Below are 11,571 nucleotides of genomic sequence, written 5' to 3'. Positions count from 1 at the left end.
CACCCATTGGAAGAATTGAATCAGCAGTTCATGCACCGATCAAGGAAGAGTTTTTTAACAAAATAAGCCTAATCTGTCTTATGCTTCGGAACAGCCGAAGTCCGCATGTCTTAGGCGACCATCACATACCGCGCCTTCGCAATGACCCTAAGCCAACGTGGAATAAACCTCGGCAACTCGCTGAACGGTCCAAAAGCAGGCGATAGCCGCACACCCACCGGCTAAGCCCACTCGCAGGGACATCCACAAACTGGAGTTCACGCGCCGACACATTATCAAGGCGGGCCAGAGTGCAAGAATAATGGCAACTTGGCCAAGCTCGACGCCAAGGTTGAAAGCAAGCAAGCTCTGCCAGATGTTTGGGGATGTGACCTGCAATATCTTGTGCAACACAAAACTGAATCCAAGACCATGCAGGAGGCCAATCAGTGTCGTCAGAAGCACCATCGTGCCCTCAGAACGCGCGTTGTCCTTAAAACTCATAAACGCTGCTGCGGCTGCAAAAATTATAGAAAGCGCGATCCCGGTTTCGACGGCAGGGACAAACCACGCGCCCGATGGCACAAACCCGAAGAACCCCAGAGACAGCGTCACGCTATGCCCAACGGTAAAACCGGTTGCACGCAGCAATAGTGCCCTGAGTGTCTGCGCTCCGATGACCAAACACACAACAAATAAGACATGATCCAACCCTTCGAGGATATGTCGTATGCCTTCCCAGACGAAACTGAGGAATCCTCCATACCCCTTCTTCTGAACCACCAATGGTTCAGTCATCAGGCCCCGAGATCGGAATATCTGAGGCGTGTCAGACGCGTAGTCGAGAATGAGGTTGGCCGTTTGGTGCTGATCCGGCAAGCCGGGGTCTAGCACGTTAGAAATGCTGTACGATTGGATTGGGCCGTCAGTGTCATAATACAGGACGAGGTCGACAATCGTATCACCAACAAAAAGCGGTGGCATTAAGGCCGTTTCGGTGTCCACGGCCTGTTGAGCTTCGGCCAAAGATGCAAATCCGGGCTCATTTCCAACGCGATGCAAGCGAACGGACTTAACTGTTCCTCTCAAGCGCTGATTGTCGACCAACAGATGCAACCCACCTTCCGCGAGGTGCCCCAGCCCATTGGGATCGCTCATGACAGCCTGCAAGTCGACAAAATGGACCAACTGACCGTCGCTCATGGCATTGGTCGTGAATGGTGCAGCTTCCGGCAAGGCATCACCATTCTGATCACCGACCTTATCTGCAACAAGATAAGGCATGGGCGTACGCATGTAGACACGCAGACCGCCCTCGGAATGCTCGACATGCGAAATTCGAACGTTGAGGTTAAGCAAAAAATGCGCCGAGGCTGATAGCGTCAGTGACAAAAGCACACCGACAAACAGAGCGCCGAAAGTAAAAACCTTTGATCTTAAATACTTATGCATTTGGATCGCGAGCCTCGATTACAGTTAATCCATCCAGCTTCCATTGCCCTGACTCAGGTATGAACTCGGCCAGCACTCGGAACGTAACCGCGCGTATATGGGCGTGCCCCCAATGACCACCTTGGGCTTTCACTGTCCATTTTGCCAGAGTTCTGAATCCACCCGGTTTAAGGGTCGGGTCAACGCGCTCTACTTTCAGGGCACTAATATCTGTAACTGTAGCAAGACTGCCTCCTGGCGTTCGGATCACGAGACCACGCTCTACCTCTGTTGCGATGTCGCCCAGAGATGCCGCCGTTACAATGTGGGCCAGCTCTGCCTTTCTTGCTGCCGGCGAAGTTTCCAGGGTCACCGTGTTCAAGTTTTTGACCATCGAGCGCAGTATGTCTTCCGCAACCTGCTGCTCAGGGGGCTCGGGCTTATTCCAGGGTAATTCCGGCAAATATCCCGAAAATACAAACGTTACCGAAGCAGCGGCAATCACAGTCACGCAACTGGCACGCTTTGCGACTTTGTCCCTGGTTAGCAGGAGAAAACCGAGTGAGACGGCGCTGATAATCCCGGCGATCAACGCCAAAGCCGGGTCCTGCCGTTTCTGCTGCTCAACTGGAATCTGAGTAACAGATGCTCTTTGGTACTGGAGCAGGTGGTTCTGCCAGTGAAACTGCGGGTCAGCAGATGAAACGGCCCCAAAGAACGGCCCTGCGATATCGTTTGAAATCGTTGCGACGCGGGAAATCTCCTCGTCAAACATATCCCATGTGACTGTCACCTGATCGGGAAGTTCTACCGATGAGAAGGACAGGATAGCTCCGATAAACGCATTGTTCACGGACACTTCCTTTCGAGGCTCGACAACCTGATAACCCTGCGATGTCAGCTCCAGAAGCTTTGCTGTAGCGTTCGACGGTTGCACTAATTTGCCATCAATTGTCACCGGGTTACGAGAAGCCAGGAAGGACGCCGCTTGGTTTACGATCATGGCGCTACGCTGTGGCGAAAGTGTTTGACCGACTTCGGTAGTTTCACCAATCCAAGGCGCCAGTTCACGCAAGCGGATCAGCGTTTCATGCCGAACTTCACGAGGTTCGATGTAGAGAAAGGTGGATGTCCCGTCCTGCGCTTGTCGATTTAGGCTTTCAGCAGAAAAACGGCTATCCCACGGATCAGGCCAGTGAATCCTTAACTCTGCCGGCTTTGACAAGAAGCTGAAATCGGTGACCGGAACCTCACGGTCAAAAACCTGCATCCCGATAGTCGCCAGTGGTTCACCATCCCACGATGGAGGCATTATAGTCAGCTCGTTGGGAACTGTGTTTTGAAACGCAAAGAACGCTTTGACGAACAGAACACGCGGATCTTTTGGCGGGCTGGGAACAATTTGACCCGAGAATGGATTCCGCTGACCTGCAAGTGGCGAGGCCCGGTCGATGCGTGTTCGGTATTCTAAATTTCTGATTTCAGCGTTTAGGGGCTGATTGTCCCTTCCAACAATCGATAACGCCCGGCTTTCGGCTTGGGCAAAACCTTGATTGGTCTCTTTTTCAGCCTCCGGCTTACTCTCGACGAAATCCGATGACCAACCGATTGGCAACATATCAGTAAACAACGGAATATCTTCGATATAGATCTCAAGGTCGACGTAGACCCCATCGTCTTTGATATGAAGGACAGCGATGTTGGGGGCGACTTCTGATCCGTTAGTCAGAACGACATCCGCCGAAACGGCGCGTGCACCTGAGGCCATCAGGCTCAGCATCAGAAATAGTCGGCACAGATACTGCCAAATTGGAATTTTGTTCACCCCTGAACTTTAATTTTCCGGCATTGGCGGTGGCGTGTAACCCTCCCATTTTCCCGCTTTGACTTTGTCGGACGGCTCTTTTTCTTTTGAACGTTGGGCAGTGATGTACTCGTCGCTCACAGCAGGTGGCAACGCATAGTCATCAACACTCGCTTCCCGAACAACGATCTGGTCCTTGGTGACGTTGATCACCTGAAGATCTCGTGCGAGTGTGAGCGGTCCATCGTAAGTCGAACGGACACCTTCCAAAATCGCCTGATAATTCTCGGGTGAAAGAACAGAGTGATACCCCAGCGCCATACGCGGTTCGACCGCAGACATCACTTTGCCAAAGGCCGCAGGTTCGGTATGAACGCGCGTGGCCACATAGGTCGCCTGTTTCATGTCCCAGCCAAAGTACGGGGCCAGCGCATCCGGTGGTAGAAACGCCTCGTGAGAAGCGATGTCCGCACCTTTGGCATATTCTACATACCATTTGTTCGGGTAAGTATCTCCGCCAAAGACGTATTTCAGCCCATTCCATTCCAGAGAATAACTCACCGAGCCATCTAAGCTGTGGATGGCAGGCCAGGACCGGATAGTTACGTCGTTCTCCTGATAAACGATCTCGTTTTCCTGCATGTAATCGAATTCGGTAACTTCAAGCTTGGCACCATCATCCGGCAGCGCCCCTGTACGTGTGGCCAGATCCCAAGCATAGGCTTTTGACATGCCTTCTACATAGGCTTTGGTGCCCAGTTCATCCTCTGATCCGGACGGGCCGAAGACGCGGAGCGGAGTATATCTGCCCGAAAGCCAACCCCCAACATGAAGACCCATGAAGTCTCCAACGTGGTCGACATGCAAATGACTGAAAAAGACCTTATCGACCTTCGCAAAATCCGGTCTCAATGAAAACAAGTTTCCAGTTGCACCCGTGCCCACGTCAAACAGGAAAACGTCTCCATTTCCTAGTTCAACATAAAATGAAATCGAAACGGCAGCTTTGGTTTGGTTGGGCATCCCCGTCCCCAATGCCGTGATACGCATTTCATCCGCGCCCAGGATTTCAGTGTTGGGAAAGTATGACGCGGGATAAACACCATATTCAATAGCAGAAGCAGTTCGACCAGTCGGCAGCGCGTTTTGCGCTGAAGCGGTGCCGGCCAACGACAAACCCAAAGCCAATAGTGCGCCAGTCGTGGAATTCATAATGCTATTCATTGATCCCCCCCTTTTCTGCATGGCGTTTGGGAGAGCACGATGTCGTGAACTCCCAGTCAACCATAGACTTCTCTACGGTAAGTCCATAGACTGCTCTATGTCAAACAAAGAATGCTGTAATCTGAATGTCAGAAACTATCACCCGAGCCTCACCCAAAAACGCCGCGACCAAAGAAGACTGGATATTGCTGGCCTACAAAGTCCTGAACGAGGGCGGCGTTTCCGCGATAAAAGTCGTACCAATGGCAAAGCGACTGAACCTGACAAGCGGTAGCTTTTATTGGCATTTCAAAAACGTCCGTGAGCTTTTGGATGAGGTTCTCAGATATTGGGAGCAGGAACTGACTGACAAAGTGATCGCACAGGCAAAGACATTTGGCGGCCCCCCGGAAGACCGAATTCTTCTTCTTATGAAAAAGGTCATTGAAGAGGACGCCGCATTGCCTGATCACGCTGTCTCAGTCTGGGCGAATACCGATGAGAAGGTGAAAGAATCGTATCAAAGAACCATCGGCAAACGCTTCCAATTTGCCGCCTGGATGTTTGAAAAGGCCGGTTTCTCGAATGAGGAAGCGAAAGCGCGTGGAAGACTCATGGTCACGTCGCTAATGGGAGACTCTTCGACTGGTCTGAAGGCGCAAGGCGATTGGGAAAAGGTCATCGAACGGGAACACGCAATTCTTATTGGAAAGTAGAAAAAAGTCAGGATACTAGCCAGATTAGGATGCTTGCTGGAAACGGACCACTAGTTTTACCAGACTCATGACCCATTGAATTAAGTTATGCGGCGTGATTCACGGTTCGAAAACGAGCGATTAACATGTCTGATCACTTCTGACTAACGGACACGCAGATGGCGCGTCTTGAGCCTTTCTTCCCGCAGTCCCACGGGAAACCTCGCGTCGATGACAGGCGTGTTCTGAGCAGGATTATATTCATTAATCGTAACGGGTTAAGATGGCGCGATGAGCTCAAGAAATACGGGCCACACAAGACCTTGTACAACCGTTGGAAGCGGTGGAGTGATAAGGGCATCTTCGCGGAAATGATGATGGGCCTGTCCGCCGATCACGGCGAAGAAATGACCGTGGTGATTGATGCGACCTATCTGAAGGCGCACCGCATGGCATCCAATCTTGGGGTCAAAAATGGGGGCGAGGACGACTGATACACTGCCTGGCAGGCGCATCTACAGGATGCTGCCGAGAGGGGACGCACCAAAGGCGGCATGAACACGAAGCTACATGCCATCTGTGACAGCCAGGGGCGCCCGTTGAACTTCTTTATGACCGCCGGTCAGGTCAGTGATGATACCGATGCAAAGGCCCTGCTAAACGGTCTGCCGGACGTGGATTGGCTGCCTGGAGATCGTGGATATGATGCCGATTGGTTCAGAGAAGCGTTACAAGACAAAGGCATAAAGGCCTGCACACCTGGTCGAAGACAGCGAAAGAAGCCCATCCGATACGACAAGCGACGCTACAAACGTCGCAACCGTAATGAGATCATGTTCGGCAGGTTGAAAGATTGGCGGTGAGTTTCAACGCGATACGACCGCTGCCCGAAGACTTTCCTGTAAGCAATCGCACTCGCGGCTATCGTCATATACTGCTTATGAGCTCTGAGGCTAGCGCTTGTAATTCCAACTCTCGAACCTTGCTAAGTTCCACCTCGCGTAACTTAGTCGTGCCGTGACTTTGTGCTAAACACCTCCAAGGCTTCTTGTGATGTTTCGACCAAAAGGTTTACCCGTCTCTGGATCAGTGGTGCCCTTTAAAATCTTGGGCGTAGACATCCTAACCCGCCAAGCTGTACCGGGTCCGCTTGGTTGCTCAAGGTTCCTATCATTACTCATGGCCTACTTTTCGTGTTTTAAATTCGTCGTGTAAGTCCACCACCCCCGTGACACCACGCACGCCAAATGATCACTAAAATAAAGACTTACAAAAACTGGCGACCCCGGCAGGATTCGAACCTGCAACCTGCCCCTTAGGAGGGGGCTGCTCTATCCAGTTGAGCCACGGGGCCGCGCCCGCCTTCTGTAACCGGGAATTTCCGTGTTGTCATCGCCTTTGCACAATTGTTGTACACACCGACCTGTTCGCGCTAGCATCGGACAAAACAACTACGCAGGTGCCTCCCGTGAACAGTGAAACCAAACGCCCGCTTACCCTTCGTGATGTGTCCGAGGCTTCCGGTGTCTCAGAGATGACGGTGAGCCGGGTTCTGCGTAACCGGGGGGATGTGTCCGACGCCACCCGCACCCGCGTTCTGGCCGCCGCAAAAGAGCTGGGATATGTCCCCAACAAGATCGCGGGCGCGCTGGCATCCAGCCGGGTCAACCTGGTCGCGGTAATCATCCCCTCGCTTTCGAACATGGTATTTCCCGAGGTGATGACCGGCATCAATCAGGTGCTGGAAGATACCGAACTTCAACCCGTGGTTGGCGTGACGGATTATCTGCCCGAGAAAGAGGAAAAAGTGCTGTACGAGATGCTCTCGTGGCGACCCTCGGGCGTAATCATTGCCGGGCTGGAACACACCGACGCGGCCCGCGCCATGCTGGATTCGGCGGGCATTCCGGTGGTCGAGATCATGGATACCGACGGCAAACCTGTCGACGCGATGGTGGGCATCTCGCATCGCCGCGCCGGGCGCGAGATGGCGCAGGCGATTCTGAAGGCCGGGTATCAACATATCGGCTTCATGGGCACCAAGATGCCATTGGATCACCGCGCTCGAAAACGCTTTGAAGGGTTTACCGAAGTGCTGGGCAAACACGGGATCGAGATCGAAGATCGCGAGTTCTATTCCGGCGGTTCTGCCCTGGCCAAGGGGCGCGAGATGACACAGGCCATGCTTGACCGGTCGCCCGATCTGGATTTCCTGTATTATTCCAACGACATGATCGGAGCCGGTGGCCTGTTGTACCTGCTGGAGCAAGGCGTGGATATTCCGGGGCAGATCGGTCTGGCCGGGTTCAACAACGTGGAACTTTTGCAGGGTCTTCCGCGCAAATTGGCGACGATGGATGCCTGTCGTCTGGATATAGGACGTCAGGCCGCGCAGATCATCGCTGAACGCCTGAAGGACCCGGATTCCGAAATCGAGACACGGGTCACGCTGACCCCCAAGATCAGCTATGGCGATACCCTGAAACGACGATGAATACGCCCCTGAAGCGGCTCGACAACCGGACGGCCCGCGCCATTTTTCTGGATCGCCATGCTTTGGCCGAACGGCCCGCGGGCGCGGCCAAGGGCGCCGAGCTTCTGGACCTTGTCCAGCGGTTGGGGTTCGTGCAGCTCGACAGCATCAACACGGTTGCCCGCGCTCATGACATGATCCTGTTTTCCCGACGGCCTGCGTATCGAAGCGCCAACCTGAAAAGGCTCTATGAAAGGGAAAAAGCGCTGTTCGAACACTGGACACATGATGCGGCCGTGATCCCGATGTCGTTCTATCCGCACTGGCATCTGCGCTTTCAGCGTGATGCGGATCTGTTGAAGGCCCGTTGGAAGAACTGGCGGCGGGATGGGTTCGAGCAACAGTTCGAGACTGTCTTGCAACACATCCGCGACCACGGGCCCGTGTGTTCGTCAGACGTTGGCAGGGATGAAAAGAAAGGCTCGGGCGGTTGGTGGGACTGGCACCCGTCAAAAACCGCATTGGAGTTTCTGTGGCGTTCCGGGGCCCTGACCGTTGTGGGCCGCGACGGGTTTCAGAAACGGTATGATCTGACCGAACGTGTGATCGAAACCCACCTGTGCCCCGGGAACATGGCCTGTGATGCGACGGCGACCGTGGATTGGCTGTGCAACGCAGCGCTGGACCGGTTGGGGTTTGCCACGTCCGGAGAGCTGGCCGCGTTCTGGGGCACGGTTACCGCCGCCGAAGCCAAAGACTGGTGTGCCACGGCGTTGGCTCAAGGAAATATCGAAGAGATCGAGGCCACTTGCGCCGATGGACGCCTGCGCAAAACCTTTGCCCGCCCTGATTTGATGGATCGGGCAACCGACTTGCCGCAACCGCCCGGTCGGATTCGCGTGCTCAGCCCGTTTGATCCCATGCTTCGGGACAGAAACCGGGCCGAGCGGCTGTTTGGCTTTCACTATCGTATCGAAGTTTTCGTGCCCGAAGCCAAGCGCACATATGGGTATTACGTCTTCCCCTTGCTTGAAGGCGATCGATTGATCGGCCGGATCGACATGAAGGCGCATCGCGATCGCGACCTGCTGCATGTCAAAGCTCTCTGGCCCGAACGCGGGGTGCGCTGGTCTGACGCCCGCACCCGACGCCTGAACGCCGAGCTGGACCGGGTGCGCCGGCTGGCAGGCGTTACCCAAGTGGAATTTGCAAGGGGCTGGCTGAAAGACCCTAAATAGGGCCTATTCCGCGTCCTTCAGGGTCAGTTTGATCGGTTCCAGTCCGTCAATCTCTCCTGTTATGATGTCTCCGGCCACAACCGGGCCTACGCCGGCCGGTGTACCTGTCAGGATCAGATCGCCTGGGCGCAGATGGTAGAAACCGGACAGATGGCTGACGATTTCATCGATCTTCCAGATGAGCTCTTCCAGGGTAGCGTCCTGACGTAGTTCGCCGTTCACGCTCAGCCGGATATGTTTGCCATCGTCCGGCGACCAGTCCGCGGCAGGGGTCAGCGGCGCGAAGACTGCTCCGTTTTCGACGTCCTTACCCAGATCCCAAGGCCGCTGTTTGTCCCGCTCGCGGAGTTGCAGATCGCGGCGTGTCATGTCGAGTGCACAGCCATAGGCATAAACCGCATCCCAAGCCTGCGCACTGGAGGCACGAATTACCGGTTTTCCGATTGCCAGCGCCAGCTCCATCTCGTGATGGTAATTCTTCGTCCCCGTCGGGTACGGAACTGTCGCGCCGGACAGGATCGCGTTTGGCGCGGATTTGGTGAAATAGAAGGGCGCATCGCGATCCACCTCATTGCCCATCTCTGCTGCATGCGCGGCATAGTTTCGCCCGACGCAGAAAATGCGCCCGACAGGGTACCCGGCCGTCTCGCCAACGACAGGAATGGTTATGGGATCGGGAAGGGAAAACAGGCTGTTTGACATTGTGGTTCCTGAATTTTTCATCGCTGCCATCTTACGCCTGCCAGAGCTGCCAGCAAGCCGGGAATGCACGCTGGATTTCGCCAATATCCAAGAGTTGTTTCAGCGCGAACCTGCTCAATTCTGACCTGAACGCCCAGTGCCGTTCCAATGCTGTTTCACATCCGTCTTTATTGATGCACCGGAACTTGGGCAGATCGGAATTTAACTTGGCTCTGGCGCAAGTCGGGCTAGGTCTCAAATAGGAATTGCGGTGCGCATCCAGCTTGAGGGGTGCGATGGCAGCAAATCACCGCGCATGCGGAAACACTCGGACAGAATGACGCCAAGTCATCCCTTGCGGGCCAGGTTTTCCTTCGGCAATTGCCCAAGACTGTTTCGGAGAGCATAGGTGCACGGCCTTTCCCCCAAAGGCCAAAAGGCCCTAATCAGAGCCACATTTCCGGCTCGCCATATACTCCGATGCGCAGGCCGGACCGTCAGGCAAGGCGTGACGCAACCGGCCTCAGGCCAGGCCAAACCCAAATCCAAGTCTGGCCACCCCGTCGGAGATCGCCCCTAAAATCTCCGGCGGGGTCCTTGCAAATGACACCCATGTTCTGCCCCCGGCATCAGGTATCCAGGTCGTTCAACTCGTTCAGAAGATCCAGCAACAATTCGTGTTTTTCCGGCCCCAGGCGGGAACGAATGCGTTCCGCCTGCGCCATGCTGGCGGGCTGATTGGCGTGAATGATCTGAACGCCACGCTCGCCGATCTCGACAATCTGGCGACGCCGGTCAGCCGGGTGGCATCGTCGGGAGATCAGGCCGCGATGCTCCAGTTTTTGCAGTATCCGTGTCAGGCTTGGCAACAACAGACAGGCGCGTTCGGCAATATGCGTCGGTTCCTGCGGGCCTTCTTCGTTCAACACGCGCAACACGCGCCACTGCTGTTCGGTGACACCGGCGTCGGCCAGCATTGCTCGGATGGGTCCCATAACCTTTTCCCGCGCCCGCAAAAGCGCAATGGGCAAAGATCGCGACGTCAGTGGGAGGTCGTCGGTCATGCCAAAATTATCGCCGAAATCCGTGATTTACGCAAGGGAACCCTCGGTCTTCGGTTTGAAGCACAAGAACCGCCGGGACGCCGCCGCCCTTGCGTGACGCGCCTTTGCCGCCGTCAATCCGATGACGCCAAATTGCATTAAAACTGGACAATTTCGCGCCACGTAAGAAGATGTGGAAACGGCCGCTTTCGCGACCACGTGGCGCCGAAGGTTTTGCAACAAAGGAAACAGTATGGCTGCGCAGCAGAACGCGTTCAAACAGGCTCTGAAAAAGGGAAAAATGCAGATCGGGTGCTGGATGAGCTTTGCGGAGCCTATAGCGGCCGAGATGATGGGAACCGCCGGTTTTGATTGGCTGGTAATCGATGGAGAGCATGCCGCAAACGATATCCGGTCGATCCGGGACCAGCTTCTAGCGCTTGCGGCAAGCGACTCTCATGCGGTTGTGCGGGTTCCCGTGGGTGAGACCTGGCTGATCAAGATGGTTCTGGATGCGGGTGCTCAGACCATTCTGGTTCCGATCGTGGAAAGCGCCGAGCAGGCGCAAGAGCTGGTTCGGGCCTGCCGTTATCCCCCTGCCGGTGTCCGCGGCGTGGGCGCGATGGCATCGCGGGCGACGATGTACGGATCGGTCGGAGATTATATTCAGACCGCAGATCAGGAGATATGCCTGTTGTTGCAGGTAGAAACCCGCGCCGGAATTGCTGCTCTGGACGACATTCTGGATGTTGAAGGCGTGGATGGCGTATTCATAGGCCCTGCTGATCTGTCGACCGATATGGGCCATCAGGGCAACAGCGCGGCACCCGAGGTGCGAGCGGTCATCCGGGATGCACTGACGCGGATCAAGGCCGCAGGCAAAGCGCCGGGCATTCTGGCCACAAATGACGAGGCCCGTCAGGCATATCTGGATATGGGCGCACAGTTCCTGGCGGTTGGCATTGATGTGATGCTGCTGACGCAAACGGCACGTGATCTCGCCGCACGATGGAAAGCCAACTAA

General features: G+C 55.1%; 9 protein-coding genes, 1 tRNA gene and 1 pseudogene. 5 read left to right on the top strand and 6 right to left on the bottom strand.

The features are described 5' to 3' along the window. Positions 1 to 147 precede the first annotated feature (147 nt). From GOW04_RS18630 to gntH, 3 genes are all read right to left on the bottom strand, one after another. Entirely contained in the window at positions 148 to 1,275 is a 1,128-nt protein-coding gene (locus GOW04_RS18630; RefSeq protein ID WP_171233582.1) for a HupE/UreJ family protein, read from the bottom strand. A 148-nt stretch (positions 1,276 to 1,423) separates the two neighbouring features. Continuing rightward, positions 1,424 to 3,235, bottom strand: a complete 1,812-nt coding sequence (locus GOW04_RS18625) for a hypothetical protein (RefSeq protein ID WP_171233581.1) — start codon at positions 3,233 to 3,235, stop codon at positions 1,424 to 1,426. A 9-nt stretch (positions 3,236 to 3,244) separates the two neighbouring features. Then, complete coding sequence (gene gntH / locus GOW04_RS18620) at positions 3,245 to 4,438, bottom strand: guanitoxin biosynthesis MBL fold metallo-hydrolase GntH (RefSeq protein WP_171233580.1); 1,194 nt, start codon at positions 4,436 to 4,438, stop codon at positions 3,245 to 3,247. 125 nt (positions 4,439 to 4,563) lie between these two features. On the opposite strand from gntH, the gene GOW04_RS18615 reads away from it, so the two are divergent. Both GOW04_RS18615 and GOW04_RS18610 read left to right on the top strand, forming a co-directional pair. Further along, the gene (locus tag GOW04_RS18615) at positions 4,564 to 5,133 is read left to right on the top strand and encodes a TetR/AcrR family transcriptional regulator (RefSeq protein ID WP_171233579.1); all 570 of its coding nucleotides are present in this window, start codon (positions 4,564 to 4,566) and stop codon (positions 5,131 to 5,133) included. 158 nt (positions 5,134 to 5,291) lie between these two features. Beyond that, a pseudogene (locus GOW04_RS18610) lies at positions 5,292 to 6,017 on the top strand (IS5 family transposase). Positions 6,018 to 6,389: 372 nt separating this feature from the next. On the opposite strand, the gene GOW04_RS18605 reads toward GOW04_RS18610, so the two are convergent. Further along, positions 6,390 to 6,466: transfer RNA gene (locus tag GOW04_RS18605), tRNA-Arg, on the bottom strand. Between the two features lie 114 nt (positions 6,467 to 6,580). On the opposite strand from GOW04_RS18605, the gene GOW04_RS18600 reads away from it, so the two are divergent. Next, positions 6,581 to 7,606, top strand: coding sequence for a LacI family DNA-binding transcriptional regulator (locus GOW04_RS18600; protein ID WP_152459531.1), 1,026 nt, complete (start codon positions 6,581 to 6,583; stop codon positions 7,604 to 7,606). After that, positions 7,603 to 8,823: a winged helix-turn-helix domain-containing protein gene (locus GOW04_RS18595; RefSeq protein WP_171233578.1), complete on the top strand. Its 1,221-nt coding sequence runs from the start codon at positions 7,603 to 7,605 to the stop codon at positions 8,821 to 8,823. Before GOW04_RS18600 ends, GOW04_RS18595 begins: the two co-directional genes overlap by 4 nt. 3 nt (positions 8,824 to 8,826) lie before the next feature. On the opposite strand, the gene GOW04_RS18590 is transcribed toward GOW04_RS18595, so the two are convergent. Further along, entirely contained in the window at positions 8,827 to 9,525 is a 699-nt protein-coding gene (locus GOW04_RS18590) for a fumarylacetoacetate hydrolase family protein (protein ID WP_171233577.1), read from the bottom strand. A gap of 608 nt (positions 9,526 to 10,133) precedes the next feature. Continuing rightward, complete coding sequence (gene hpaR / locus GOW04_RS18585; RefSeq protein ID WP_170345758.1) at positions 10,134 to 10,568, bottom strand: homoprotocatechuate degradation operon regulator HpaR; 435 nt, start codon at positions 10,566 to 10,568, stop codon at positions 10,134 to 10,136. Between the two features lie 232 nt (positions 10,569 to 10,800). Between hpaR and GOW04_RS18580 the strand changes: the two genes are divergently transcribed. Next, complete coding sequence (locus tag GOW04_RS18580; protein WP_152459535.1) at positions 10,801 to 11,571, top strand: HpcH/HpaI aldolase/citrate lyase family protein; 771 nt, start codon at positions 10,801 to 10,803, stop codon at positions 11,569 to 11,571.

Source organism: Ruegeria sp. HKCCA4812 (assembly GCF_013034245.1).
Classification (GTDB): Bacteria; Pseudomonadota; Alphaproteobacteria; order Rhodobacterales; family Rhodobacteraceae; genus Ruegeria.
Note: the sequence above shows the minus strand (reverse complement) of the source record. Positions and strands in the feature narration are given on the sequence as shown.

Coding starts and splice junctions, on each gene's coding strand:
- GOW04_RS18630 (WP_171233582.1), bottom strand. CDS start 1,275: ATGCGTACGCCCATGCCTTATCTTGTTGCAGATAAGGTCGGTGATCAG.
- gntH (WP_171233580.1), bottom strand. CDS start 4,438: ATGAATAGCATTATGAATTCCACGACTGGCGCACTATTGGCTTTGGGT.
- GOW04_RS18615 (WP_171233579.1), top strand. CDS start 4,564: ATGTCAGAAACTATCACCCGAGCCTCACCCAAAAACGCCGCGACCAAA.
- GOW04_RS18595 (WP_171233578.1), top strand. CDS start 7,603: ATGAATACGCCCCTGAAGCGGCTCGACAACCGGACGGCCCGCGCCATT.
- GOW04_RS18590 (WP_171233577.1), bottom strand. CDS start 9,525: ATGTCAAACAGCCTGTTTTCCCTTCCCGATCCCATAACCATTCCTGTC.
- hpaR (WP_170345758.1), bottom strand. CDS start 10,568: ATGACCGACGACCTCCCACTGACGTCGCGATCTTTGCCCATTGCGCTT.
- GOW04_RS18580 (WP_152459535.1), top strand. CDS start 10,801: ATGGCTGCGCAGCAGAACGCGTTCAAACAGGCTCTGAAAAAGGGAAAA.